The following is a 26,991-nucleotide window of genomic DNA, read 5'->3' as shown; positions in this document are numbered from 1 at the left end:
GCTTCTTCAAGAAAATTGCATTTATGATTTGAACTTAGGAAGATCTACCGGATGATTGGAAATGCCCTGGATGTGGTTCTGCCAAAGAGTACTTCAAGCCTATTGATTGATTAAAAGATACTTATTGTAGCTATGATATAATGTGAAAAAATATCAAAGGTTTTACTATGCACAAAACTTTGAGTTTACTTACACTTTCAACACTACTGATCTCATCTACAACACTATTTGCAGACAAGCCTGTGTGGGCTGGAATTAGTGGTAAACCAAGCGAATATGAAAACGTGAACACGTAGAGAAAATGACTTCGAAACATATATACAAAAAAGAGAAAAAAAGATGAAACAAAAAAACATTGGATTAGTAAGTTTTTTGACTTTTTCAACTAATGTAAAGAGTAGCTGATAGGAACTGTCAAAGTCAGCTCTTCATCTGGTTTTGGAAATTCTCCTGAGAGGTTTTCAAGAGTCCTTAATGCACCACGTGAAAGAATCTCGTCTGATGAAGAGAGTATCTTACTGTTAATGACCTCTGCATCTTGCGTGAGGGTAAACTTCACAACTACCTTACCTTCTATGCCACGTTTTCTGGCACGTCTTGGATAGTAGAGATTCTCTTGTAAGAGTTGTGCTATCTCTGCGAGATGTCTGTTCATATATCTATCTTTGGAAGACTCTATTTGTCTGTTTTGCTGTTGTGCTTCTATAATTTTATTTTTTGATTGACTTTTTTGTTGCTGTGCAGGACATTCATCCTGTTCAATAATAACATCTTCTTTTACAAGCTGTTCTTCTTCTACTTTTTCAATCTCTTGAGGTGGTTTTATTACCTCTTTTTTCTTTTGAAGCGGGATGACTTTTTTAGGTAGTGGTTTCTTTTTTACTTTTTGTTTTGGAGGCTTTTTTTGAGGAGTTTTTTTAACAGTTTTTTTTACTTTCTCTACTTTTTTTTCTTCTTTTTTGCTCTCTTGTGTCTGTGTTGCAATACTCTGAATAGAGCCTAGCTTAATACAGACTCTTTTTTCTTTTTTATCTCCTATAAATGATGATACTTCATTATATGCATAAAAAATCCCTCCTAACAGCATAGAGTGGATTAAAATCGAGAGAAGCAGAGATTTCGAATGTTTTGTCATAAGGCAAATAGTATCGAAATCTCTGTTACAGTTGTGTTAAATAGCACGTTTAAATTCTGGGTATGCCTCAACACCTACTTCATTTACATCAAGCCCTTCAACTTGAGCATCATCATCAGCTCTAAAAGGTACAATTTTGTTAATGATAAAAATAACAATATAAGAACTCACAAAAGCAAAAACTCCAATAACAACTATCCCTTTAAGTTGTGCCATAATGGAGATATCTTCAACAAAAACTCCTACAGCCAGAGTTCCCCAGATACCATTGACAAGGTGTACAGAAAGTGCTCCAACAGGATCATCAAGCTCAAGTTTATCAAACATAGGAACAGCAAATACAACCAATGCTCCACCAATTGCACCAATGAGTATCGGTGTATACATATCATACAGATCTGGTCCTGCTGTAATTGCAACAAGTCCACCAAGTGCACCATTGAGTATCATCGTGATATCAAGCAATTTATATCTTGCATACATAATGACAGCGGCTATGATAGCACCTGCAAGTCCTGCTGTATTTGTATTCATTATAGTTTTTGCTACAGCATCAGCATTCTCAACACTAGAAATTGAACCGACACTTCCACCGTTAAATCCAAACCAGCCTATCCAAAGCAGCAATGCACCAAGCACCACAAGTGGAATATTAGATGCAGGAACTACTTTTATCTTTCCATCTTTATAGCGCCCCTTACGTGGTCCCATGATTAAAATTGCAGCTAAAAGAGCCCAGCCACCTGTTGAGTGGATAACAGTTGACCCTGCCAAGTCATACATATCAATATCAAAGAACGTTCCAGAAATCATATCTGTACCCCAAGAGATATTTACTACAAGAGGATAAAGTACAGCACCCATAACAATAGTAAAAATCATTAATGGAATAATCTTGACACGCTCACTCACTCCTCCACTCATAATATTAATCGTTTTACCGACAAATGCCATCTGGAACAAAAATGCAGCCCAGATACTCATAGACGAGTTCTCCCATGAACCAAATGCGAGTGAATACCCAACAAGTAAAAACGCCATTGATGCAACAGCATATATCATAGTATTAACAGTTAATACAGAAGATACATTTTTTGTCCTAACAAGACCAGCTTCAAGCATAGCAAAACCAGGGACCATAAAAATAATAAGTACCATTGCAAATAGAGCAAAAAATGTATCTATGATGTATTTAAAATCAGCTTCAGACATTATAAACCTTTTAAATTGAACTTAAAAGCTGAGTCTATCAAAATAATTATATGTTAAAAATAAAATTGGGGATTTAAAGAAGGTGCATATGCAAAATGCATATGCAAATGTGAAAGAATGAAACTAAATAGCTTCTCCGTCAGTTTCACCAGTACGGATTCTGATGATTTTTTCAATATCACTAACGAAAATTTTACCATCACCGATTTTTCCAGTTCTTGCAGCTTCTACGATTGTAGCAGTAACTTGTTCAACCATATCTTCAGCAACAACCATCTCCATTTTGATTTTTGGTAAAAAATCAACTACATACTCAGCACCACGATAAAGTTCACTATGTCCTTTTTGACGACCGTAACCTTTAACTTCGCTTACTGTCATACCGTCAATACCGATCTCTGCAAGTGCATCTTTTACATCTTCTAATTTGAATGGTTTAATAACCGCTTCTACTTTTTTCATTATTATTGCTCCAAAAAGTTTAATTGTTGTCTAAATTGTAACCATATTTGATTACAAAATCAATAGACTAACCTCAAAAGAGATTAGTTGTTTATATATTTTTCACCGTGAACTGATTCGTCAAGCCCCATAGATTCACTATCTTCATCAACACGGCTTCCACCTGTAAGTGCTGTTGCGATATAGTAAACTACAACTGTACCGATAAGTGTGAAAAGTCCAACTACTACAACTGATTCAACTTGAACCAGGAATTGTCCCATTCTGTCACCAGACTCTTTAAGTGGACCATCCCATAGTAAATCATTGTCTTTTAGTGCTAAAAGACCAGTTGCAAGCGCACCAAAAAGACCAGCTAAGAAGTGAACACCAAATGCATCAAGAGAATCATCATAACCAAGTTTCTTTTTAAGTACTGTAACACCCCAGAATGCGAAAAGTGTTCCAACGATACCAACGATAAATGCACCACCAACACTCACAAAACCAGCAGCAGGAGTAATAGCAACAAGACCAGAAACCGCACCAGTAGCAATTCCTAAAAGAGTTGGTTTTTTGTAAACAAACCACTCAGCAAGCATCCATGTAATAGCTGCTGCAGCAGCAGCAATAGTAGTAGTAAGAAGAGCTACACCAGCGATTGCGTTTGCACCAAATGCAGATCCTGCATTAAATCCATACCAACCAAACCATAAAAGAGCCGCACCAAGTGCAGTTAAAAGAACAGTAGCCGGTTTCATTGCAGATTTTGGATAACCAGCACGTTTCCCAACAAGGATTGCAAGTACTAAACCAGCTAAACCACCATTCATATGTACAACAGTACCACCAGCGAAGTCTAAAGCACCGGCATCAAAAAGAAGTGCACCATCGCCTCCCCATACCATGTGAGCAATAGGAGCATATACTACAAGTCCCCAGATAGCTACGAAAACCAACCAAGTAGAGAACTTAATACGCTCAATAACAGATCCAGATGCAATAGCAACAGTAATAGCAGCAAATGTACCTTGGAATGCAACAAATACATAAATAGGATACGTTCCACTTAAGTCTGTCCATTTAATACCATCTAACATAACATTACCAAATCCACCAATAATGTTTTGAACAGCAGCAGACTCAGCTGTACCAAATGCGATTGAATAACCTGCAACGATCCATACAATAAATGCAATTACAAATGCTCCAAAAACCATAGCGTAAGTATTGAGAACATTTTTACTTCTTGTCATACCTGCATAGAAAAGTGCAAGTCCAGCCGGTGTCATAAGTAATACTAATGCAGTAGACATCATCATCCATGCAGTATCCCCTGTATCTAATGTATCTTCAGCAAATACAAATGTTGGTAAAGCAAGTAGTAATGCTATTAACCATTTCTTCATGTGAATCCTTTTATTTTATATTTTTCGAAACGGAGTATGACACAAAAGTTCAGATAAATTATTATTATGTTGATTAATTTTTAAGCAACTTCTGTTTATCACAATTATGTATAATTTTCTCAAAATATGCATTTAAACATTTTCTTAAGGGTTAATAAGATATTATGCATAAATTTTATTTTTAAATACTAGGGTGTTTTAATGAGCGATTTGCTAAATAACGATGATATACAGACTATTAATATAGAAGAGACTCTTCAAAACTCTTACCTTGACTACTCAATGAGTGTTATTGTTGGGCGTGCTTTACCTGATGTTAGAGATGGGCTTAAACCTGTTCACAGACGTATTCTTTATGCTATGGACAAACTCAACCTCTCTCACGGTGCAAAGTATAAGAAGTCAGCACGTATAGTTGGTGATGTTATTGGTCAGTACCACCCACATGGTGATACTGCAGTTTATGATGCACTTGTTCGTATGGCACAGGATTTCTCTATGAGAATGGAGCTTGTTGACGGACAAGGAAACTTCGGTTCAGTTGACGGCGATTCTGCAGCTGCTATGCGTTATACAGAAGCACGTATGACGAAGTATGCTGGTGAGCTTTTAAAAGACTTAGAGAAAAATACTGTCAATATGATTGACAACTATGATGCTACAACCAAAGAACCGGATGTTATGCCGACACGTGTACCAAACCTTCTTATCAATGGTTCAAGTGGTATTGCTGTTGGTATGGCAACAAATATCCCCCCACATAATCCTGCTGAGATTATGAATGGTCTTAAAGTACTTCTTGCAGACCCTGATGCCTCTTTGGTAGATTTGATGGAACATATTAAAGCACCGGACTTTCCAACAGGTGGTATCATCTTTGGTAAAAAAGGGATTATGGATGCGTATGAGACAGGTCGTGGGCGTATCAAGGTTCGTGCAAAAACACACATAGAACAAAAAGCAAAAAAAGAGGTCATCGTTATTGATGAGCTTCCTTATCAGGTAAATAAAGCTCGTTTAATTGAGAATGTAGCAAACCTTGTTAAAGACAAACTCATCGAAGGTGTAAGCGAAATCCGTGATGAATCAGACCGTGATGGTATGCGTGTAGTCATTGAGCTTAAACGTGATGCAATGAGTGAGATAGTTCTAAACAACCTCTTTAAACAGACTGCTATGCAAGTCACCTTTGGTATCATTATGCTATCTATATTAAATCAAGAGCCAAGAATCTTTGGTCTGATTGATATCCTAAAACATTTTATCAACCACCGTAAAACTATCATTATTCGTCGTACAATTTTTGACCTTGAAAAAGCAAAAGCACGTGCTCACATTTTAGAGGGTCTCAAAAAAGCGATCGATATCATTGATGATGTTATCCGTGTTATCAAAGCTTCAACGAATGAAGATGCTGCAAGAGAGAATCTTGTAAGTGAATTTGACTTTTCCGAGATTCAAGCAGCAAGCATTGTTGCTATGAGACTTGGACGTCTAACTGGTTTAGAGATAGAAAAAATCGAAAATGAACTTACAGAATTAATGAAGCTCATTGAGTATCTCGAATCAATCCTTAAAAGTGAAGAGGTACTTCATGGAATTATCGGTGAAGAGTTTGATGAAGTACTTGAAACGTATACTACTCCAAGAAGAACAGATATCGAAGATGATTATGATGATATTGATATCGAAGACTTAATTCCAAATGAGCCTATGGTTGTAACGATTACACACCGTGGTTATATTAAACGTGTGCCACTTGCATCATATGAGAAACAAAAACGTGGCGGGAAAGGAAAAACTGCTGTTACCACTTATGAAGATGACTTTATTGAGAGCTTCTTTACATGTAACACACACGATACTCTCCTCTTTGTAACAGACCGTGGACAGCTTCACTGGTTAAAAGTCTACAAGATTCCAGAAGGAAGCAGAACTGCAAAAGGTAAAGCAGTTGTCAATCTCATCAATCTTGTAGCTGATGAGAAGATCCAGTCTATCATTCCTACCACTGACTTTAGTGAAGAGAAATCACTTGTCTTCTTTACGAAAAATGGTGTTGTCAAACGTACAAACTTAAGTGAATTCAGTAATATCAGAAGTAATGGTGTAAGAGCTATCGTTTTAGATGAGAATGATGAACTTATCACTGCAAAAATAGCAGACCAGTCAATCAAATACCTCTTTATCGTTACAAAACTTGCACAGTGTATCAAGTTTGAGATAGAAAAAACACGTGAACAAGGTCGTTCAACTCGTGGTGTACGTGGTATCAAATTTAAACATGCAGGTGATGAAGTCGTTGATGCGAACATCATAGCAAATGATGAGCAAGAGATATTAATCGTTGCAGAAAAAGGTATCGGTAAACGTACGGATGCTGGCGAGTATCGTCTAACTAATCGTGGAGGAAGCGGTGTAATTGCTATGAAAATGACTCCTAAAACTGGTAAACATATCGTAGGTTGTCTAATGGTAGATGAGACAATGGATATGATGGCTCTTACAAAAGCCGGAAAAATGATACGCGTTGATATGCAGACCATCTCAAAATCAAGCCGTAACACTTCTGGTGTTTACATAGTAAAAGGTGATGAAGTAGTAAGTATTTCTCGTTGTCCTAAAGAAGAAAAAGATGAGGATGAGACACCAGACGAGCCAACAACACTAGAGTTGGAATAGTAGTTGCTTAAAAATTAACAATAAAAAAGGGAGTATCACACTCCAGACCAAGGATATTCAATGAAATACTCTTTAGTATTAGCAGCACTTCTAAGTGTTGCATCATTTGCAGCTGATAAAAAAGAAGATGCGACAGTAACACAAGTAGCTCCAGCACCTTCAAATGTAACTCCTTCAAATGTAACTGTAGTATGCCCAACAGGAAGCTGCAGTAAACCAGCAGAGGTACAAAAAGTAGAAGTTATCAATCCTGTTGAAATTTCAAAGCCTATTGAGATTGCAAAACCAAAAGTAGAAGAGAAACCTGTTCCTAAAAAAGAAGATGTTCTTGATGTACAGCATGACCTTCTTATCAGTGTTGTAGGTCAAGGGGTGGCACCGGTAAACACTTCTTCACCTGCACAGGCTTATGCGCTTGCTAAACGTGCAGCTGTTGCTGATGCTTACAGACTTATCGCTGAAAAAGTAAAAGGTGTTCGTATCGATGGTCAAGATCTCATCAAAAACATGATGGTAAAACGTTCAACTGTTAGAACATCCGTTCAAGCAATGGTGAGAAATGCAAATATCGTTGAAACGACTTTTAAAGAGGGATTATGCGAAGTAGAGATGGAGATTACTCTTTCACGCGCTCAATTTCCTCAATAATCTTCCTACTACTCTATTCATCTGCAATTTTTGCGGATGAATACATCATCTCCTATAGATACTCCGTTAAAAATGCAACTCTTTACAATGAGACACTTTATATTTCAAAAGCGATGAAAAAGTGTACAGGCAAACCCTATGACACTTTAATCTTAGACCCTCAAAAATCAGAAAATTTAAAAGAAATCCTACTTGCCAATCAAGATGAATTTATAGAGTTTCTTTATAAAATAGGTCTGAGTGTCAAGCATCGTGAAGAGACACTCAATGGTGTAAATGACTCATCTACAATACTCACACTACCCTCAAAATGTTTCAAAGTCGATTTTAATGATAATTCTGTTAAAATTGCCCCTTTAAAATAGCTGAGTAATAGGACTTTTTGTGAAGATTGCCATAGTCGAAGATGATATTAATATGAGAAAATCTCTTGAGATTGCTATGGGTGATTATAAAGAGTTTGAGGTTGTGACATTTAAAAATGCCGTAGATGCCCTTAAAAAGCTTGATGAGAGTTTTGATTTGGTCATTACAGATATCAATATGCCAAAGATGGATGGTATTGAATTTGTAAAAGAGTTAAACGGGCGTTTTGAAGTCATCATCATGACCGGTAATGCAACACTTACTCGAGCCATAGAATCTATTCAGCTTGGTGTGAAAGATTTTTTACTCAAACCCTTTGACATTGATGCACTAATTGCAGCAATTCAAAGAGAAGAAAAAGTCCAAAAAGTAAAAAAGAGTGCAAAGAAGCAGAGTAACAAAAGTACAGATGAGTTTCTTGGTTCATCAGAAGCACTACAACAGGCTCTCACTATTGCTCAAAAAGCAAGTAAGACAGATGCAAGCATACTGCTTCTTGGAGAGAGTGGTGTAGGAAAAGAGGTATTTGCCTCGTATATCCATAAAAATTCACCCCGTACAAAGAAGCCTTTTGTCGCTATCAACATGGCAGCATTGCCTGACAATCTTATAGAGAGTGAGCTCTTTGGCTTTGAAAAAGGTGCTTTTACCGATGCAACAGAAGCTAAAGCCGGACAATTCGAGCTTGCTAACGGAGGAACGCTCTTTTTAGATGAGATAGGTGAGATGCCTTATGGTGTTCAGGCAAAACTGCTGCGAGCACTACAGGAAAAAGAGATACGACGTCTTGGCTCATCTAAAGCAATTAAGATAGACATTCGTGTTATCTCAGCAACAAATGCAAATCTTCATGAGAAGATAAAAAATGGTGAGTTTCGAGAAGATTTGTACTATCGGCTCAATACTATTCCGCTCTCGATCCCGCCTCTGCGTGAGAGACGTGATGAGATACTGCAGATTGCAGAGGCTGTATGCAAAGAAAACTGTAAAAAGTATGGCTTTGAAGAAAAAAGCTTTTCAAAAGAGGCACAAAGCGAACTGCTTGATTACAACTGGCCCGGAAACATACGAGAGCTCATTTCTGTAGTTGAGCGAGCTGTAATACTGAGTGAAGATCAAGAGATTCAAAAAGATGAACTCTATTTAGATATTAGAAAATAAGCATAGGAGAAAAAATTGAAAAACTATAATGTAGCAGTTGTCGGTGCAAATGGAGCAGTTGGAGAAGAGGTCCTTAGAATTTTAGAAGAGATAGACTTCCCTTTAAACAAGTTAGTTCCGTTAGCATCCTCACGCAGTGCCGGGAAAAAAATAGACTTTAACGGTGAAGAGTTAACAATACTTGAACTTACAAATGATATCTTTGAGCAGGAAGATGTAGAGATTGCAATTTTCTCTGCCGGTGGTAGTGTCAGTGCGGAATTTGCACCTGCTGCTGTAAAAGCTGGAGCAGTTGTTATTGACAATACTTCTCACTTTAGAATGCAAGAAGATGTACCTTTGGTTGTGCCGGAAGTCAATCCTGAAGATATAGCTAAATGGCGTGAGACAGGAATTATTGCAAACCCTAACTGTTCAACTATTCAGATGGTCCAAGCACTCAAACCTCTTGATGATGCATATGACCTTGTTCGTGTTGATGTTGCAACATATCAGGCAACAAGTGGTGCCGGTAAATCTGCTATGGAAGAGCTTGTCCATCAAATGCAGGCATTCTTTGCATTTAAACTTGATGAAGCAGAAGTTAAAGCATTTAACCAGCAGATTGCACTCAATGTCATTCCTCAAATTGATGTGTTTCTGGAAAACGGTTTCACAAAAGAAGAGATGAAGATGGTCAATGAGACAACAAAAATCATGCATAAAGAGATAGCTCTAAGTGCAACTTGTGTACGCGTACCAGTTCTTCGTGGACACTCTGAAGCGCTGACACTAACTTTTGATTCTGAAGTGAGTGCAAATGAGGCTCGTGAGATTTTATCTCAAGCGCCAAATATTGTTGTCGTTGATGATCCATCACAAGCACTCTACCCTATGCCAAAAGATTGTGTTGATAAGAATGAGACTTATGTTGGACGTATCCGTGAAGATGTCTATGCCAACAATATACTTCATATGTTTGTCGTCGCAGACAATCTTCGTGTCGGCGCTGCAACAAATGCAGTAAGAATTGCCCAAAAATGGGTAGAAATGGAAGGTTAAAATGTTAGAGAGAATCTTTGAGGGAGGACTGTGGGGCTCACGCTTTATGGTTCTTATGGCTGTTATTTTCGGTCTTGTTGGTGCTGTAATACTTTTCATCGTAGCATCATTTGATATCTATGACACGCTCAAACTTGTTTTAAATACCTACGTAAACCATCATCACCCTGAACATTTTCATGAGCTTGTAGTTGGTGGTATCATTGGAGCTGTGGATCTCTATCTTATCGGTGTTGTAATGTTGCTGTTCTCATTTGGTCTTTATGAGCTTTTTATTTCAGACATTGATGCTGCACGTGAGGATGAGGAGCGAGAAAATAAAATCCTCTCCATTCACTCACTAGACCAACTCAAAGACAAAATATCCAAAGTAATCGTAATGGTTTTAGTTGTTGGTTTTTTCAAAAAAGTCGGACTTGCTAGTTACAATACTCCACTCGAGCTACTCTATCTGGCACTTTCAATTACAGCTGTTGCTGTCGGTTTATACTTTTTAAGTAAAGTTGGACACAAACATTAAGGGAAAATAATGGGAAAAATATTTGTAGATGCATGTTTTGGTAAAGAGACACCATACACTCCGGTATGGATGATGAGACAAGCTGGCCGTTATCTGCCAGAGTATATGGAAGTACGTGCAAAAGCGGGTGACTTTTTAAATCTTTGCCACAACCCTGAAATGGCTTGTGAAGTAACACTCCAACCTGTTGATATCTTGGATGTTGATGCGGCAATTTTGTTTAGCGATATTCTGGTTATTCCAGATGAAATGGGAATGGATCTCTCTTTCGTAAAAGGTGAAGGCCCTAAATTCGCTGACCCGATTACCAGTGAGGATGATCTTAATAGACTTATCGGTGGTGAAGAGGCTGCAAGCAAACTGACATATGTTTATGATACTATCAAACTCATTAAAGAACGCCTTGCAGATGATAAAGCACTCATAGGCTTTACAGGTGCGCCATGGACACTTGCAACATATATGATTGAAGGACAAGGAACGAAAACATATAACATCTGTAAAAAGATGATGTATTCAAACCCGGAACTGCTTCATAAGATACTCAGAAAAGTGACTGATGTTGTTAAACTCTATATGGAAAAACAGATCCAAGCCGGCATCGATGTTGTCCAGATATTTGACTCATGGGCAGCGGCAATTGAGCCTGGAAAATATGATGAATTCTCATGGAAATACATGGTAGAGATTGCAGAGTATTTAAAAGAGAAGTATCCACACATCCCTGTTATCATGTTCCCTAAAGGGATTCCTGCATTTTTAGATAAAGTCTATGGTAACTTTGATGTATTTGGTGTGGACTGGTCAACACCTATGGCATTTGCTAAAGAGCGTTTAGGGGATAAGTACGTTCTTCAAGGCAATATGGAACCATGCCGACTCTATTCAAAAGAGGCAACTACACAGTGTGTGGAAGTTATCCAAGAGACAATGCAAGGCAAACGTCATATCTTTAATCTCGGTCACGGAATACTTCCTGATGTTCCAGTAGAGAATGCAAAACATTTCATTGACGAGTGTCACAGAGTCAGTGGAAAAAAATAAGATAATCTTCGGTCCCATAAACTCACGCCGTTTTGGAATGAGTCTTGGGATTGACCTCTCTCCCTCACACAAACAGTGTAATTTTGACTGTCTTTACTGTGAGCTTGCACCTGCTGCAACAGTTGCAAGCCAAAAAGAGACAGTAAGCGTCTCTGAAATCATCAACGAACTTCAAAAACATCTCGATGAAAAGATAAATGTTATAACACTCACTGCTAATGGAGAACCAACACTCTACCCTTATCTTGATGAACTTATCAATGCAATAGATGCAATAAAAGGTGATACCCAAACACTTATACTGACAAACTCTGCAACACTCATCGATGAAAAAGTTTACAAATCACTTCTAAAACTCGACCAGGTCAAGCTCTCTTTAGATGCTGTAACACCTGAAGTCTTTAAAAAGATAGACAGACCACATGCAAGTATTAAGATAGAAGATATTGTAAAGAAAGTACAAGCTTTTTCAAAAGAGTACAGAGGCAAACTCTTTATAGAGATACTCTTCGTTCACGGGCTCAATGATACAAAAGAAGAAGTAGAAAAACTCAACAATGTTCTCCTATCTATAAATGCTTCAAGAATAGACCTTGGAACGATAGACAGACCACCGGCTTATCCTGTAATGGGAATCAGCTATAAAGAGCTTCATGAGCTCTCTCATATGTTTGCAAGCTCTCTACCTATCCACATAGCCTCACGCCAACATGCAGAAGCAAACCATGCCAGCTACAATGAAGAAGAGATACTTAATACTCTAGACAAACGTCCTCTCACGCAAGAAGATATTACACTACTCTTTGATGATGCAAGTAAGCAAAGATTAGAAAGACTCTTAGATAAGGGAGAGATTGTCATTAAAAAGCTAGGTACTTTGGAATTTTTAATACCTGCTACAAACAGTGAAAGAAAACGGCAAAAATAGATATACTATTTTGTCTCTACTGCTAGATTTTCCCCGCTTCCCAGAAGTACGGCAAGCCATTTTGTATTTTCATTGGCTGCAAAGATGATTTTTGCCATGATAGTAAGTGGAATAGAGAGAAGCATTCCCACAATGCCTAAAAGCCATCCCCAAAATATCAAAGATAAAAAGACCACCAGTGTTGAGAGACCTAGCCCTTTTCCCATCACTTTTGGCTCTAAGATAGAGCCTATAGTAATATTGATAACAACATAAAAAACAGTCACAATCAAAGCACTCAAACCTCCAAGCTGTACCAAAGTAATAAGTACTGCCGGCACTGCTGCGATGATGGAACCGATGTTTGGGATAAAGTTAAATAAAAATGCCAATACTCCCCATAAAAAAGCGTAGTCTGTGCCAATGAACGTAAGAAACAACCAAACAATAAAACCGGTGAGTAGTGAGATTAACGCTTTGATAACCATATAACTTTTTATCTGTGTAAAAATTTGATTGATATGTTCTATCGTCTCTCTATCACCATCTGCAAAGCGAATCTTGTCCGTAAAATGCTTTGATTCCAACAGCATAAAAACAACAGTTAGAATCACTACAAAGCCATTGGTAAATATTGAACCAAGCCCTTCAATAATAGATGTGAAAAAATGCATAATCTGTTTGGAATCAAACATTGTTTTTATCTCACTGACAGGTATCTCAACTCCAAAATTTCCTGCAAACTTTGATAAAAACTGATAATAGATAATGAGTTTCGATGAATAGTGATCGATATTCGCACTAAAATCATGAACGGATGTTCCTATAAGCTTTGCGATAAAAGCCAGTAAAAGCAGAAAAATGCTCATAACAATAACAATTGAGAGAATATCTGGCAAACCTTTTGATTTAAAAAAATTATATAATGGGGAGAGAATGATAGCAATAAAGAGTGAAAGTAAAAAAGGAACAATGATACTTGCAGCAAACTTTACCCCTGCCAAGACAATAATCACGCTGGCTGTTACAATAAAAAAATAACCTAATTGCCTCTTTGGCATATCTTCTCCTTTAAGAGCCTATCTCTTTTTGGTTTGTTAACTGCTGCAGGTAGTTTGAGATATTTATCAGAGAAAAAGTCACTAAGAATATCAAAAGACCCGGGAAAAAGCTTACCCACCATGCAATCTCTATGACATCTTTTCCACCACTGAGAATCGTACCCCAACTCATCTGCGGTGCAACAATACCTAAGCCTAAGAAACTCAAACCTGATTCTGCAAGTATAGCACCCCCAACACCAAAAGTAAAACTGACAAAGAAAATCGGGGCTAAAATCGGTGCATAATATTTTAAAAGTATCTTGCTTTTTTTAACTTTTGCGATGTTAAGTATCTTAATGTATGGCTGCGAAGTGATTTTAAAACTCTCAGAACGAATCAAACGTGCTGTTGTCATCCATCCGGTAACTGAGATGATAATAATGAGCACAAATGTCGAAGCATTGACATAAGAAACAAGGGCTAAAAGTAAAAAGAAAGTAGGAAAGGTTAAAAACAGATCAACAATGATGATAAATGACTTATCAACAACTCCTCGATAATATCCGGCAATTGAGCCCAGAATCAGTCCTATAAAAGAGGCTATGAGTGCACTTCCAACACCTATAATCAAGGATACTTTTCCACCCTCAATCAAACGTGCTAAGATATCACGTCCAAGTCTGTCTGTACCTAAAAGATGCATTGATGAAGGTCCGACTAAAATAGCATGACTATCAAGTGTGTAGGGACTTGTTGTATAGAGAAAAGAGCCAAAGAAAGCGAAGAAAAAGATACTAAAAAGTAAAACTACACTGACTTTTGGGAACACTTTACTGCTTGATTCCAAGAAGTGTCTGCATCATCTGGTCAACTGTTGTAATAATCTTTGCAGCTGCACCATAAGATGTTTGATATTTTATGAGATTTGTCATCTCTTCATCGATACTTACTTTTGAAACAGAAAAATACTCCATCTCTGTTGAGTTAAACTGTGTCGTCACTGTTTCATTTCTTGTTATTGCTGCATTTGTAGCAGTACCTACATAGGTTGCAGTGATATCAAACATACCATACATGGTGGTATCATACTCTTCATTACCAACTTGGAATTTATATGACTCAAACTGTTGCTGTACCATATTGAGTGCAACTCTGTTATCACCTGCTGCAGAAGAGAAACCTGCATGAATTTTTGTCGGATTATCGCTCAACTCTGAATTGAGTTTGATATTACGTGCACTATCTCCATCAAAAAATCTTCCAAGTCCCAGTGCTCCTGCAAAATTACTGCCAGATGAAAATTTACCGTCTGGCAGTTCATCTTTGATGGCGAATGTGTACCCCATAGATTCAGACTGTGGATCCAATCCCAACTCTAGACGCAATTCACCGTTTGCTGCAGTCTGAAAATTAAACGTTATAAAATCATCAATATCATTGTTGGCATTGGAGTCACCATTATCATCTACAGTGGCAAGTATTTGCCCTTCTATGGAGTTTGAGCCTGCTGCACCTGACATCGATGTGGCATGGTCGATATTGATTTGTCTCGTGGCCACTTCATTACCGTCAATATCATAAACAATGATATTAAAAGTACCCGGATTTACATTCAAAGGTGAATGAACAATGGAACTTGTCGCTCCAATATCAGTTAAAATATTTGACTCCATCTTTGTCGTTGCACTCTCTGCATACAGATTGTTCGTACTCTCAATCAAACCCTGCGCGAATGCATCCAAATCCGTTACGACTTTTTGTAATACACCATCAGTTGGCATACCACTTGTTGTATCGATTGATCCACCACGCAAGTCAAAAATCGCACCAACTCTTCCGTTTGTCACTTTCTCTTCAAATGGAATGAGCGTACCATCCTGTCTTTCATAGTAGAGACTGTAAAAACCATACTCATTGTCATCTTTTGTCAATTTTAAAGGATGATAGGAGTTGCCATCGACAATATTAAATCCATTCACACTTAAAGTATAACTTCCTGTTCTTGTGTTTGAGTTGCTATCGATCTGTATATTGGACTCTAGTTGTCCTTGATTTACTTCCGCACCTATAAGTCTTGAGAGGCTTCGCTCAATTACATTTCTCTGGTCACGTAAATCATTTGCTGTGTACATACCACCAGATTCTGCAACATCTATAGCAATATTTAAATCAGCAAGCTGTTTTGCAAGAGAGTTAACCTCTTCGATATTTACTGCAAGTTGGTCATTAATCTGCATCTGCAGACTTAAAACCTGATCCTGAGTTTGTGTTATATGTGCAGAGAGTGTTTCTGTCTGTTTTGCAAGAGCAACCTTAATGGCATCATTATCCGGATTATCTGCAAATGTTTGCCACATATTGTAATACTCTGCCAAGTCTGCTTTGACACCTACCCCGTCAATCTCAGGAAAATATGTTGAGAGCTCTTCTAGTGTCTGCGTTTCAAAATCACTGTACTCTTTATCAGATGACATACTGTTGTATCTGTCAAATACAAAATTATCAAATACACGCTTGATGTCTTGAATCTCTGTACCGTTACCAACCTGCCCTGGTCGCATAGCGATAGGTGTTGCAGCTGATGTAATAACACGCTGTCTTGTATAGCCTTCTACTTCGGCATTGGAAATGTTATGCCCAGTTGTATTGATACCGACCTGTGCAGCATTTAATCCACTGTAACCGATATTTAATGTATTGAAAATTGATGCCATATTATACTCTCACTTCCATAATAGCAGAGTCTTTTGATGCAACTTTTTGATATCCTTGCATCTCTGTCGGGACCAGTCTCTCTAAAAAGCTGTTATATAGGTTACTGACAACCAAAACCAGTTTTGCATATTTTTTATTGACCTCATGAAGTTTTGAGAGTTCAACTTTTAAATCATCCAGAAGTTGATGTTGCTGGGCACTTAAAAGGTCTGGAAGTGCTACATCCGGATTTGATGTCATAAGATTGGAGATTTCATAATCTATCATCGCTTTTTTTGTCTCAAAAGCTTTCAGTTTTTCTTCTTTTAATGAAAGTCTGTCAAACTGGGGATTGTGCTCTGCTTTTTTTATATCTTCTATATCTGATTCAGTAATTTTAATAAGATCTCTTAAATCTTCTAAAGCATTTTGTAAGTGATGAGAAAGCATCGCAAACCCCCATAATTATTTTATTTTACTTAAGTAACTCGTCCGCCATCTTCTCTGATAGTGCAGATAAATCTACTTTATATTCACCTGACTCGATAGCCTCTTTGAGTTTTTCTATTCTGTTTTTACTGCCATCTTCCGATGCAGTTAACTTTGCATTTGGTTTTAACTCTTTGTTTTCATTCAAACTGTTTGCAAAAGTACCGCTCACAGCTGAACTGCTTATATTTGAAATCATATTTTATCCTTCATATCTCTTGCGAAATTTCTCTATACTGTTATATCGACAAAATTATGATTTTCTAAACCTATTTCACGAATTTCTCTGACTCAAGTAGTCATAGAGCATCTGTGAAAAACCAAAACTCCCCGCACTTGCTTTTGAGAGCTCATCTCTATACATCGATTTGTATATTTTATCTCCCGGATCATTTTGAGATGAGAAAAGATCTTTCTCATCTTTCATCGCATTGTCCATCAGCATTTTGATGATGATCGCTTCAAAAGCATCTGTCTGCTCCCGCAGTGCCTTATCCTCTGCCTGAGGATTGATCTTTGGGATATCTTTGTTTTGTGTGACTAATTGTGCCTGTGCACTTAAAGCATTTAATCCATAGTCCATTATATTACCTTCAACTCAGCAGAGATGCTCCCTGCACTCTTCATCGCCTCTAAAATAGAGATGATATCTTTTGGCGTTGCCCCTAGTTTTTGAAGTGAACGCACAAGGTTAGCAACAGTAGTTGTGCCTCTTTTCGTATAAATTTCATTCTCATTCATACCAATTACCAGGTTTTTGTCCACTTCCATCGAACCTTCTGGTTTTGATAGCGTATCTTCTTCAACTATCTTAATCGTGATATCCCCATGCGTGAGGATAATCGGTTTTAGTTGTATATCTACCCCAGCAACGATAGTTCCAGTTTTTTCATTGATGATGATTTTATTTTTAGGTTTATAGTTCATATCGATGTTTTGCACTTCTGCCAAAAACTCAATCATTGAACGGTTTTGCGGGCGTTTTAACTTAATGCTTCGTGAGTCCATTGCTACTGCCACTTGTGTATTGTAGTATGCATTTATCGCCTTTTGTACAGCTACTGCATTTTCAAAACCAGACTCTTTAAGGGAGAGTGTTGCATACTGCTGATGAAAAAGGTCGATATTTATCTCACGCTCAACAAAACCACCGTTAAAGACTATACCTGTCGTTGGATGTGTTTCTGCTCCGGCACCTCTTTGGTTGAGCCCACCAATACTAAGCGGACCTTGTGCCAGTGCATAGATCTTGCCATCTACCCCTTTAAGCGGTGTCATCAAAAGTGTTCCACCTTCTAAAGATTTTGCATCACCAATGGAAGATACCGTTACATCAAATTTATCACCCTGTCTTGCAAAAGGTTTGAGCGTTGCCGTTACCACAACTGCTGCAACATTTTTCGATTTAATATCTATAGGATTCATATCGATATTCATCGCTTTTAACATGTTTGAAATTGATTGAAGTGTAAATTTTGAGGTTGTACCATCTCCTGTCTTTTTCAGACCGACAACCAAAGAGTAACCAATAATCTGATTCTCCCGAACGCCGACGATGTTCGAAACATCCGTGATTTTCGTTGCATGAAGTGATGCGAAAAATAGTAGTAAACCTAAAAAATATTTCATTGAATAAATCCTTGCATTATGCAAGAATTCAGCAATATTTATTCCATATTTTCATCTATAAGGTACGTAAGTGTCGTATTTCCAAATTTTTTTGATTTTTTGATGCTAAAGCTGCCTATTTTTTGAGGAATATCAAGTCCGCTCATATGTTCAATGATAATCATTGTAACATTCTCAACTGGCAGTGATGCTATCAAATCTATAGTTTTATCATAGATATCTTCCATCCCCGCGCGTATGCTAAATGGCGGGTCAATGTAAAAATAGGCTTTTGTTTTTGCTTTTTTGAGTCTCTCTATGATAGTGTTGATATTTTCAAAACTGTCCCCACCAAAGACTTCACAGGCAGAGGGGTCAGTTTGTGCTATATTTTCTTTCAGCGTTCCCAGTGCATCTCTGTCACGCTCCATAAAATATATCTGCTTCGCTCCACGGCTCAGTGCTTCAAGACCAATCGAACCTGAACCTGAAAAAACCTCAACAAACACTGCATCCACAATATCAAACTGCAGTGTATTAAAAAATGATTCCAGAACAATCGCTTTTGAGCTTCGTGTCGTTGTTTTGGAAGGGAGTTTTAGTGTTTTGCCTTTGTATTTTCCGGCAATGATCTTTTTGGTAAGTTGTTTATTATTTTTCATAGAATGCTTTTACCGCTCGTAAAATATTTGCCTGATACTCCTGTGTCAGGAACTCTATGCGTTTTTCCAAGATTAAGAAGTCCATAGAGTCATCTTCTTCGAAGTACTCCTCTTTTATAGCTTCATCCTCTGCTTTTTCACTGCTTCCATAAAGCTCTTCATAACGTTTTTCAAGGGCCAAAATAAGCTGTGACTTGGAAAATGGTTTGACAAGATCTGCATTTGCATCACTGCCTATGTAAAAACAGCGACTATCTCCCAAACACTCTTCATCTCTGACAATAATGTCACACTTCTTTGAAGCACTCAAATATTTTGACAAAAAGAGCTCTAACGATTTTTGTAACAACGGTGATTGACACTCAACAGCAACTCTCATCTTTATCCTTGTAAATAGTACTCCAAAGAGTACGCTAAATCATCATCCAAACTCTCTAAAGAGAGCATCCACAGCAGATAACTTCTGTCATTCATAGCTATCTCTTCAATATACCTGCCGGCATACTTTCCAAAAGGAAACTTCTCAAGCAATACATTTTTAAAACTGAGCTCTTGCATCACTCCTTGGCTTAACTCTTCTAAAAGATAGTCAAAAAGCAACTTGATAACAAGAGCATCACTCAATGCATGATGTGGTAGTAAAGCATCTTTAATTCCACATAATTGTTTATACTGCTCTTCTTTTCTGTAGAGTTTTAACTCATAGCGTATAAATTCCAAACTGAAAAATTCACACTCTGGGATATGATGCTTTAAAACTTTTTGTGTATCTATAATTTTACCATGCCATTTTAAACCGGCATCTTCAAGATAGGGAAAAACAAAACCGGCATTATGTACGATTAGTGTGTTTTCTTCTTTGTTGTGCGCTTGGAGATACTTATAAATCTCACTCTCACGCAACACAGGTTTCTCTTGAATCATCTCATTGGTGATATTATGCAGGGCTGAAGCCTTTGGGGGTATCTTTTTGCCTTCATTTACAAGCTCATACAAAGAGCTCACACAAGATTCATTTTCAAAAGAGAGCACTCCTAAAGAGCAGATTTTATCTTCTTTTTCATATCCCGTCGTTTCAATATCTAAAAATATCAGCACTTCACGATCCTAACACTTTTGCAACGACTGCCTAAAAATATAAAAGAGAGATATCCTGCAAGTAATATAAAAGCGTACAGAACATAAATATTAAACCAGTCAAAAAGGCTCTCATAAAAGCTAAAGATATATGTAAACAGCAGTGCAAGCACCATTAAACTCCCGACAAGCCAAATGAGCAGCATAAACCATTTCCGCCATACTTTAACCAAATCTCCATAACCGATTACTTCGAGGTATTCATGACTATCTTCTTTGAAACACTTTTTGAGCTTTAATACATACCCTGCGTGAGGATGGTTAAAAAGATACTTCACACTTCGAAAAAGTGCGATTAAAACAGCCATATTTAAAGCAATGGCGAACCAAAACTTCCAAACATCAAAAAGTGCGCCCATTATCTCTTCATCTACAGGAGGGAAGCCCTGTTTCATGTAGATAAAGAGTGTCAAAAGAAGTGCAAAAGTTGCTGCTAGAAAAAGGCTGCACAATACTACTCGAACTGCCCAGAAAACCCATAATAAAAAATAAAACCTAGACATCTTTGTTTTTAAAATTTCCAAGCATAGCGTGATAATGTTCCAGGTTGATAAAACTCTTCTCAAAACGGTACCTGATTACAAATTCCACAACCTTCTCTTTTAATACTCCATCAACACTCTCGACTCTTCCAAAGTATGCCAAGGAAACATTTTTACTCTTTACAGCCGCATCTTTATCGTACGATATTGCTAAAACCTGCAGGTACTTTCCCTCTTTTATCTCACCCAGATTCTCTTCTTGGAGTGAAACACCTGAGAGATTGATAGCTTTAAAATCAAAAAGCTCTTCAAAATGCTCTACTTTTTTATCGATACCTATCTCTTTATAAAGTTCTTTTAGCTCTGCTATATTCTCTTTTCTTGCCAGCTCATACGAAGATATTTTATTTGTTATTTTTTTTAGCCGCTCAAGTGCCGAACCCATCTTATTTCCTACTTAATTATTAACAGTAGTATAGCAAATTTAAGATATAATAACGCAATTTTTTAGAGAAACAAAAATAAAGAGAAATATGGACTACTTAAAAATCAAAGGCAAATCTGCCCTCAATGGAACAATAAAAATCTCTGGTGCAAAAAATGCATCGCTACCGCTTATTGCAATGACAATCTTGGCTCGTAACAGCGTTATCATTAAAAATCTGCCAGATGTTGCAGATATAAAGACACTTCTTAAACTTCTCACAAACCTTGGAGCATCTTGTGATTTTCATGATGATAGAGTCGTGGTGGACACTGCTTCGATGAACGAAACAAAAGCAACATATGACATTGTAAAAACAATGCGTGCTTCCATCCTTGTTTTAGGTCCGATTCTAGCACGTTTTGGACACTGTGAGGTATCACTTCCAGGAGGCTGTGCCATAGGACAGCGCCCAATCGATCTGCACCTCAAAGCACTCGAGCAGATGGGTGCAGAGATATCAATCAAAGCAGGTTATATTGAAGCGCGAGCACCAAAAGGACTCAAAGGCTGTGAAATTATCTTTGATAAAATCACGGTGACAGGAACAGCCAATATTGTTATGGCCGCAGCACTTGCAGAGGGTGAGACGACTATTATCAATGCTGCACGTGAGCCAGAGGTAGTCCAACTCTGTGAAGTGCTCAATGCAAGTGGTGTAAAAATTGAGGGAATCGGTACAGCAGTGCTCAAAGTACATGGAACTGCCGGAGAGCTTTTAGATATCAAAGAATTCAGCATTATTCCAGATAGAATCGAAGCAGGAACATATCTTTGTGCAGGAGCAATTACTGGTTCAAAACTCACACTTACGGATGTAGAACCGGATCATCTTGGTGCAGTTATCGCAAAATTTGAAGAGATGGGGTTTGAGCTTACACTCACAAAAGACACTATCACAATCCACCCAAACAAAGAGATCAAACCTGTTAAAATTGTTACACAGGAGTACCCTGCTTTTCCAACAGATATGCAAGCACAGTTTATGGCACTTGCCACACAGGCAAATGGAGTATCTATCATAGAAGAGCGTCTTTTTGAGAATAGATTTATGCATGTGAGTGAGCTGCAGCGTATGGGAGCAGATATCTCACTCAGTGGACATACTGCTACTATCAATGGAAAGTGTGATTTAAGTGCAACGGATGTTATGGCAACAGATCTCAGAGCATCAAGTGCTCTTGTTTTAGCAGCCCTTATTGCCCAAGGAGAAACAAACGTTCATCGTATCTACCATCTTGACCGTGGATATGACTCTTTGGAGAAAAAGCTTAAAGATGTAGGTGTTGTGGTTGAGAGATTAAAAGAGGGGCTCTAGTCTCCCTCAAAAATAATCATCTCATAGATACTTTTCTTTGTTACAAGTGCTTTATCAGGAGAGACTGAACGAGCATTTTTCGCAACTTCCACCTCATGACGCAAGTCAGCAATCTCTCGCTCCATCTTATCTACATTCTCTTTTAGACGTAAAATAATATCAACACCTGCAAGATTTACACCAAGCTCACGAGTAAGGCGTAAAATAAGTTTAATTCTATCTATATCACGCTGTGAATAGAGTCGTATACGTCCATTTGAACGAGAAGGTGTGATGAGATTCTCTCTCTCATACTGACGCAAAGTTTGTGGATGGATATCTAGTATCTTCGAGACTATACTGATTAAATAGACCGGTTCGTCATAATGATGCATCGTTTACCTCCTGCTTAAATTGTCTTTGGTAGTTTTTCTTTCATCAATTCTACCAAATCATTGTCCAAATCTTCTACTTTTGGATTGATAATATTTGCTTTTAAGTACAAATCACCTCTCTGTTTTGTTTTTCTGTTCATTGCACCCATCTCTTTCACACGGAAGCGCTGTCCATTTTTTGTGTTTTGCGGGATTTTGAGTTTTATCTCTTTCTCAAGTGTCTGTACTGCAATTTTATCACCAAAGAGAGCTGCATAGAGTGGCACATCTATGGTTTTGACCAGGTCATCTCCCTCACGCTCATAATCCGGTGACGGTGCTACTGTTATCTTTAAGAGCAAATCCCCAGAACGACCGTTTTGTGCATGCCCTTTTCCTCTTACACGGAGCTTTTCTCCTGTTTTGACACCTGCAGGGATCTTAATATCAAAACGCTCACCATTGACTGAAACTGAGTGCGTTCCACCAAGGATGGCTACATTAAACGGAATCGTCACCTTTGCTTCGATGTCAAGGTTTGGTTCTTGATGAAAACCTCCAGCTCCGCCAAATCCGCCAAAGCCTCCGCTGCTGTATGATTGACGACCGCCACCGCTAAAGCCGCCAAATCCTCCGCCACCAGAGAACATTTGACGCAGTATCTCATCCAGATCGACATTGCCACCCTGGCTGCGTGAGAAGTCATGGAAGTTCTGCCCTCCAAACATAGAGTCTCCATACATATCATACTGCTCTTTTTTCTCTTTGTCGCTCAGTATCTCATACGCTGCATTTATCTCTTTAAATTTCTCTTCACAATCTGCTTCTTTACAGATGTCAGGATGATATTTTCTCGCTAATTTTCTATACGCTTTTTTAATCTCAGATTCACTCGCATTTTCTGATACTTCTAATGTTTCATATAATGATTTTGCCATTTTCTAGTCCTTACCAATAATTGTTAAATTTTTTATTAGCGAAATTATATCATAAGAGTTGAGTCTGTGTCAATCAAGTTTAGACAAATTAATTCTTATACAAAAAATAAACAATATTTTAAAAATGAAAAGAGTAATTCAGTTACAAGGAGCATAACGAGGAAGTGCAACTAATGTGCATGACGAAGGAAGTAACGCAGAAAATGCGTTACTATTTTAATTTTTAATGAAGGAAGTGGCGAACTTCTGAGAAATATAGGCTCATACCATGCTCATCAGCAGCGGCAATAACCTCATCATCACGAATTGACCCACCAGGTTCAATAACATTTTTAACCCCTGCTGCAGCTGCCGCATCAATAGAATCACGGAATGGAAAGAATGCTTCAGATGCAAGTGCAGCACCTGTTACATCAAGACCCATCTCTTTTGCTTTTTTGAGCGCACACTGTGCAGCATCAACGCGAGATGTCATACCCATACCAACAGCTACCATTGCAGCATCTTTGACATAAACTACACAGTTAGATTTTGTAAGAGAAGCCACTTTATATGCGATCTCAAGGTCTTTCATTTCAGCTTCGCTGGCACGATTTTTAGAAACAAGTTTTGCATTTTTAACTTCATCATCATTAACTCTGTCAGCATCTTGGAATACAAATCCGCCATCAATGTGTTTAAAGTCTTTTGTATCATTTGCAAGCACAAGTTTATCACTACCCATCTCAAAAAGTTTGATACGCTTCTTGAGCGCAAATACCTCTTGAGCCTCTTCAGTGATACGTCCAGCAATCACAACTTCCAAGAAAATCTCATTCATTTTCTCTGCAAGCTCTTTGTTGACCACACCATTAACAGCTACAACACCACCAAATGCAGAAACAGGATCACACTTGAGTGCTTCTGTATAAGCATCTACTAAATTGTCACGAATAGCAAAACCACAAGGGTTTCCATGTTTTGTAATACACACAGCGTTGTCATCTCCAAAAGCCGCTGCAATTTTGATAGCACCATTTAGGTCATTTAAGTTGTTAAAACTTGCTTCACCTTTAAGTGTTTTAAAGTTGTTGCTAAAGTGCTTGTCGAACTCGTACAGTGCCCCTTTCTGATGAGGGTTTTCACCATAGCGAGTATCCATTACTTTCTCACCTACGATAAACTGCTTCTCACCAAAGCCTTCATTAAAACGCTCATTCATATAATTAGCTATCATTGAATCATACGCGGCAGTATGTTCGTATGCTTTTATCATATATCCACGGCGGAACTCTTTTGTATTTTTCTCGTTTTCTATCGCATCGATAACTTCTGCATAATCTTCAACATTTGTAACGATGATAACCGAGTCAAAGTTCTTTGCAGCTGAACGAACCATTGCCGGTCCACCAATGTCGATATTTTCAATAATATCATCAAAATCATCTGTACGTTCAATAGTCGCTTTAAACGGATAAAGATTGACACATACAAGGTCTATTGCCTCAACGCCAAGTTCTTTTGCCTGATCCAAGTGCGACTGCTTGTCACGACGATGTAAAATACCTCCGTGGACATAAGGGTTGAGTGTCTTTACACGCCCTTCAAAACATTCAGGAAACTTTGTCACCTCATCAATCTCTATAGCATCTACACCACTCTCACGCAAGAGTTTGTATGTCCCGCCTGTTGAGATTATCTCATATCCGTTTTTTACAAGTGATTTACAAAAATCAACCACACCAGTTTTATCGCTTACACTAACTAACGCTCTTTTTTTCATTTCAAGCCTTGATTTAAAATATTGACGCAATTTTAGCTAAATTGAGTTTAGAAGATGGTAAACTCTAGAATCTTATAATATATTTTGTACCTTTGTCAAAAGAAACTTTTATATCTCCCTGGAGCTCACTTGAAACCAAACTTTTAACAAGCTCCAAACCAAAAGAGTTTTTATTATTGTGTGGATCATATCCTTTACCATTGTCTTCATATGTAAAAATAATATGTTCACCTTGTTTTTCTAAAGAGATAAAAATCTTTCCATAGTTTGTCTCAAATGCATATTTATATGTATTGGTCATCAACTCATTAAGAATAATACCAAGATACATCAAACAATCTGTAGGAATATCTTCATCAATACGATATGTAATATCAATATTTGTATGTGGATAACTATTTTTTAACTTATCAACAAGCATTACAAAATATTCCCGTGCATTTGCATCTATCAGGACATTATCTGAATAAAGCATCTCATGTGTTGTACCAATTGCCTGTATCGCTCCTTCAACTTCTTTCAAAAAAGATGATGCATGCTCTAATTTAGAAAGTTTTAATCTGTAAAGAGAGATAATTAGCTGCATGTTGTTTTTAACTCTATGATGTAACTCTTTTGTTAATATTTTGTTACTTGCTACAGATTCCTCTAATTCCTTAGTTTTGTTTAATTTATTTGCAAGGGCAATAGAAAATATGATTGCCTCAAAAAAGATAGCGCTCTCAAAAAAATAAGGATATTCATAAAGTAAACTCCAGCCTCCCTCATTATAAGTTCCCTGCATAATCCAGGCGACAATTGCTACAGACCATCCAACAACCATATATTTTGCATTCTCATTGCCTTTGTAAAGAAGATAAAAACTAATAAATAATATATATAAAAAAAAGAACATACCAACAGAAACAAGTACATCTATTGGATAAAAATTTGGTGAAGATATAATAATAAATATTATGTTAAATAGCAAAAATATTTTTAAAACAGTATCTATTATCTTATATTTTGCAACATCTAAAAACTCGCGAATAAACAATATACTAAAGATAAAAATAAATGCTATATAATAAATTGCAAAATATGTCTCTATATCAAACAAACTTTTTGGATATATATACTTGTTTAGGGTAGTATAGGAAAGTTGTTCCAAGACAATAAAAAATAAATACAGCACATAGTAGAGATAAGCCAACTCTTTAGTAAAAATATAGATAAAAAGATTATAAAGAATAAGCGTAATTAAACTACCAAAAAAGAGTGTAAGAATAAGTTGATGTTCTATCTCTTTTTTATAAAAGGTATCCTTATTTAGAAGTTTTAACTCAAAATAGAGTGCACATGAAGATGTAGATACTCGCAGATAGTACTCTTTTGTTTGCTTGGGCTGAATGGATATATCAAAATAGAGATGCAGTTGTCAAACGAACTGCTAAAATTGGCACTAAAGGAAGTGAG

At 37.4% G+C, this 26,991-nt stretch carries 30 protein-coding genes and 1 pseudogene; 11 read left to right on the top strand and 20 right to left on the bottom strand.

Annotated features, from left to right (window positions below):
* Positions 1-38 precede the first annotated feature (38 nt).
* Positions 39-110: pseudogene (locus ES948_RS11250) on the top strand (rubredoxin); the annotation flags it as partial.
* A gap of 57 nt (positions 111-167) precedes the next feature.
* Complete coding sequence (locus tag ES948_RS11185) at positions 168-296, top strand: hypothetical protein (protein WP_281346807.1); 129 nt, start codon at positions 168-170, stop codon at positions 294-296.
* A gap of 89 nt (positions 297-385) precedes the next feature.
* On the opposite strand, the gene ES948_RS10905 is transcribed toward ES948_RS11185, so the two are convergent.
* The 4 genes from ES948_RS10905 to ES948_RS10020 form a co-directional block, all read right to left on the bottom strand.
* Positions 386-1,135 carry a TonB family protein gene (locus ES948_RS10905; protein WP_188109505.1) on the bottom strand — a complete coding sequence of 250 codons (750 nt, stop codon included), beginning with the start codon at positions 1,133-1,135 and terminating at the stop codon, positions 386-388.
* 36 nt (positions 1,136-1,171) lie between these two features.
* Positions 1,172-2,347 carry an ammonium transporter gene (locus tag ES948_RS10030; RefSeq protein WP_152184812.1) on the bottom strand — a complete coding sequence of 392 codons (1,176 nt, stop codon included), beginning with the start codon at positions 2,345-2,347 and terminating at the stop codon, positions 1,172-1,174.
* Positions 2,348-2,470: 123 nt separating this feature from the next.
* Positions 2,471-2,809: a P-II family nitrogen regulator gene (locus ES948_RS10025; RefSeq protein ID WP_152184811.1), complete on the bottom strand. Its 339-nt coding sequence runs from the start codon at positions 2,807-2,809 to the stop codon at positions 2,471-2,473.
* 83 nt (positions 2,810-2,892) lie between these two features.
* Positions 2,893-4,197: an ammonium transporter gene (locus tag ES948_RS10020; RefSeq protein WP_152184810.1), complete on the bottom strand. Its 1,305-nt coding sequence runs from the start codon at positions 4,195-4,197 to the stop codon at positions 2,893-2,895.
* Between the two features lie 201 nt (positions 4,198-4,398).
* On the opposite strand from ES948_RS10020, the gene gyrA reads away from it, so the two are divergent.
* From gyrA to ES948_RS09980, 8 genes are read left to right on the top strand one after another with little or no spacing between them, the layout of a single operon-like run.
* Complete coding sequence (gyrA, locus tag ES948_RS10015; RefSeq protein ID WP_152184809.1) at positions 4,399-6,879, top strand: DNA gyrase subunit A; 2,481 nt, start codon at positions 4,399-4,401, stop codon at positions 6,877-6,879.
* A 60-nt stretch (positions 6,880-6,939) separates the two neighbouring features.
* Positions 6,940-7,527: an LPP20 family lipoprotein gene (locus ES948_RS10010; protein ID WP_152184808.1), complete on the top strand. Its 588-nt coding sequence runs from the start codon at positions 6,940-6,942 to the stop codon at positions 7,525-7,527.
* Complete coding sequence (locus ES948_RS10900; RefSeq protein WP_188109504.1) at positions 7,476-7,892, top strand: hypothetical protein; 417 nt, start codon at positions 7,476-7,478, stop codon at positions 7,890-7,892. The genes ES948_RS10010 and ES948_RS10900 overlap by 52 nt, the downstream gene beginning before the upstream one ends.
* A gap of 19 nt (positions 7,893-7,911) precedes the next feature.
* Positions 7,912-9,054, top strand: a complete 1,143-nt coding sequence (locus tag ES948_RS10000; protein ID WP_152184807.1) for a sigma-54-dependent transcriptional regulator — start codon at positions 7,912-7,914, stop codon at positions 9,052-9,054.
* 15 nt (positions 9,055-9,069) lie between these two features.
* Positions 9,070-10,095, top strand: coding sequence for an aspartate-semialdehyde dehydrogenase (locus tag ES948_RS09995; protein ID WP_152184806.1), 1,026 nt, complete (start codon positions 9,070-9,072; stop codon positions 10,093-10,095).
* A 1-nt stretch (position 10,096) separates the two neighbouring features.
* A complete protein-coding gene (locus ES948_RS09990; protein ID WP_152184805.1) occupies positions 10,097-10,615 on the top strand; it encodes a YqhA family protein in 519 nt (172 codons plus the stop codon).
* 9 nt (positions 10,616-10,624) lie between these two features.
* Entirely contained in the window at positions 10,625-11,659 is a 1,035-nt protein-coding gene (gene hemE / locus ES948_RS09985) for a uroporphyrinogen decarboxylase (protein WP_152184804.1), read from the top strand.
* 37 nt (positions 11,660-11,696) lie between these two features.
* The gene (locus ES948_RS09980; protein WP_246153866.1) at positions 11,697-12,587 is read left to right on the top strand and encodes a radical SAM protein; all 891 of its coding nucleotides are present in this window, start codon (positions 11,697-11,699) and stop codon (positions 12,585-12,587) included.
* 5 nt (positions 12,588-12,592) lie between these two features.
* Here ES948_RS09980 and ES948_RS09975 read toward each other — a convergent pair whose 3' ends face one another.
* The 12 genes from ES948_RS09975 to ES948_RS09920 all read right to left on the bottom strand — a co-directional run bounded on the left by ES948_RS09975 (position 12,593) and on the right by ES948_RS09920 (position 21,126).
* The gene (locus tag ES948_RS09975) at positions 12,593-13,627 is read right to left on the bottom strand and encodes an AI-2E family transporter (protein WP_152184802.1); all 1,035 of its coding nucleotides are present in this window, start codon (positions 13,625-13,627) and stop codon (positions 12,593-12,595) included.
* 10 nt (positions 13,628-13,637) lie between these two features.
* Positions 13,638-14,438 carry an ABC transporter permease gene (locus ES948_RS09970; protein ID WP_152184801.1) on the bottom strand — a complete coding sequence of 267 codons (801 nt, stop codon included), beginning with the start codon at positions 14,436-14,438 and terminating at the stop codon, positions 13,638-13,640.
* Position 14,439: 1 nt separating this feature from the next.
* A complete protein-coding gene (gene flgK / locus ES948_RS09965; protein WP_152184800.1) occupies positions 14,440-16,323 on the bottom strand; it encodes a flagellar hook-associated protein FlgK in 1,884 nt (627 codons plus the stop codon).
* A 1-nt stretch (position 16,324) separates the two neighbouring features.
* A complete protein-coding gene (locus ES948_RS09960; RefSeq protein ID WP_152184799.1) occupies positions 16,325-16,753 on the bottom strand; it encodes a hypothetical protein in 429 nt (142 codons plus the stop codon).
* 25 nt (positions 16,754-16,778) lie between these two features.
* Positions 16,779-16,991: a flagellar biosynthesis anti-sigma factor FlgM gene (locus ES948_RS09955; RefSeq protein ID WP_152184798.1), complete on the bottom strand. Its 213-nt coding sequence runs from the start codon at positions 16,989-16,991 to the stop codon at positions 16,779-16,781.
* A gap of 75 nt (positions 16,992-17,066) precedes the next feature.
* Entirely contained in the window at positions 17,067-17,375 is a 309-nt protein-coding gene (locus ES948_RS09950; protein WP_152184797.1) for a rod-binding protein, read from the bottom strand.
* Positions 17,375-18,421: a flagellar basal body P-ring protein FlgI gene (locus ES948_RS09945; RefSeq protein WP_152184796.1), complete on the bottom strand. Its 1,047-nt coding sequence runs from the start codon at positions 18,419-18,421 to the stop codon at positions 17,375-17,377. The genes ES948_RS09950 and ES948_RS09945 overlap by 1 nt, the downstream gene beginning before the upstream one ends.
* A 38-nt stretch (positions 18,422-18,459) precedes the next feature.
* Positions 18,460-19,062 carry a 16S rRNA (guanine(966)-N(2))-methyltransferase RsmD gene (rsmD, locus tag ES948_RS09940; protein ID WP_152184795.1) on the bottom strand — a complete coding sequence of 201 codons (603 nt, stop codon included), beginning with the start codon at positions 19,060-19,062 and terminating at the stop codon, positions 18,460-18,462.
* Positions 19,052-19,441: a hypothetical protein gene (locus tag ES948_RS09935; RefSeq protein ID WP_152184794.1), complete on the bottom strand. Its 390-nt coding sequence runs from the start codon at positions 19,439-19,441 to the stop codon at positions 19,052-19,054. The genes rsmD and ES948_RS09935 overlap by 11 nt, the downstream gene beginning before the upstream one ends.
* Before the next feature lie 2 nt (positions 19,442-19,443).
* Positions 19,444-20,160: a 3'-5' exonuclease gene (locus ES948_RS09930; protein ID WP_152184793.1), complete on the bottom strand. Its 717-nt coding sequence runs from the start codon at positions 20,158-20,160 to the stop codon at positions 19,444-19,446.
* Positions 20,154-20,651 (bottom strand): hypothetical protein, encoded by a 498-nt coding sequence (locus tag ES948_RS09925; protein ID WP_246153864.1) that lies wholly within the window; start codon positions 20,649-20,651, stop codon positions 20,154-20,156. The genes ES948_RS09930 and ES948_RS09925 overlap by 7 nt, the downstream gene beginning before the upstream one ends.
* Before the next feature lie 43 nt (positions 20,652-20,694).
* Positions 20,695-21,126 carry a hypothetical protein gene (locus tag ES948_RS09920; RefSeq protein WP_152184791.1) on the bottom strand — a complete coding sequence of 144 codons (432 nt, stop codon included), beginning with the start codon at positions 21,124-21,126 and terminating at the stop codon, positions 20,695-20,697.
* A gap of 88 nt (positions 21,127-21,214) precedes the next feature.
* Here ES948_RS09920 and murA point away from each other — a divergent pair, with 88 nt between their 5' ends.
* On the top strand, positions 21,215-22,483 hold the full coding sequence (gene murA / locus ES948_RS09915) for a UDP-N-acetylglucosamine 1-carboxyvinyltransferase (RefSeq protein WP_152184790.1): 1,269 nt from the start codon (positions 21,215-21,217) through the stop codon (positions 22,481-22,483).
* On the opposite strand, the gene ES948_RS09910 is transcribed toward murA, so the two are convergent.
* The 4 genes from ES948_RS09910 to ES948_RS09895 all read right to left on the bottom strand — a co-directional run bounded on the left by ES948_RS09910 (position 22,480) and on the right by ES948_RS09895 (position 26,803).
* Positions 22,480-22,857: a heat shock protein transcriptional repressor HspR gene (locus tag ES948_RS09910; RefSeq protein WP_152184789.1), complete on the bottom strand. Its 378-nt coding sequence runs from the start codon at positions 22,855-22,857 to the stop codon at positions 22,480-22,482. The genes murA and ES948_RS09910 overlap by 4 nt on opposite strands.
* 14 nt (positions 22,858-22,871) lie before the next feature.
* Positions 22,872-23,774 carry a DnaJ C-terminal domain-containing protein gene (locus tag ES948_RS09905; protein ID WP_152184788.1) on the bottom strand — a complete coding sequence of 301 codons (903 nt, stop codon included), beginning with the start codon at positions 23,772-23,774 and terminating at the stop codon, positions 22,872-22,874.
* Positions 23,775-23,997: 223 nt separating this feature from the next.
* Positions 23,998-25,536, bottom strand: a complete 1,539-nt coding sequence (purH, locus tag ES948_RS09900) for a bifunctional phosphoribosylaminoimidazolecarboxamide formyltransferase/IMP cyclohydrolase (RefSeq protein ID WP_152184787.1) — start codon at positions 25,534-25,536, stop codon at positions 23,998-24,000.
* A 64-nt stretch (positions 25,537-25,600) separates the two neighbouring features.
* Positions 25,601-26,803, bottom strand: coding sequence for a 7TM diverse intracellular signaling domain-containing protein (locus ES948_RS09895; protein WP_281346808.1), 1,203 nt, complete (start codon positions 26,801-26,803; stop codon positions 25,601-25,603).
* Between the last annotated feature and the right edge of the window lie 188 nt (positions 26,804-26,991).

The sequence above is a fragment of the Sulfurimonas indica genome (assembly GCF_009192995.1).
Classification (GTDB): domain Bacteria; phylum Campylobacterota; class Campylobacteria; order Campylobacterales; family Sulfurimonadaceae; genus Sulfurimonas; species Sulfurimonas indica.
Note: the sequence above shows the minus strand (reverse complement) of the source record. Positions and strands in the feature narration are given on the sequence as shown.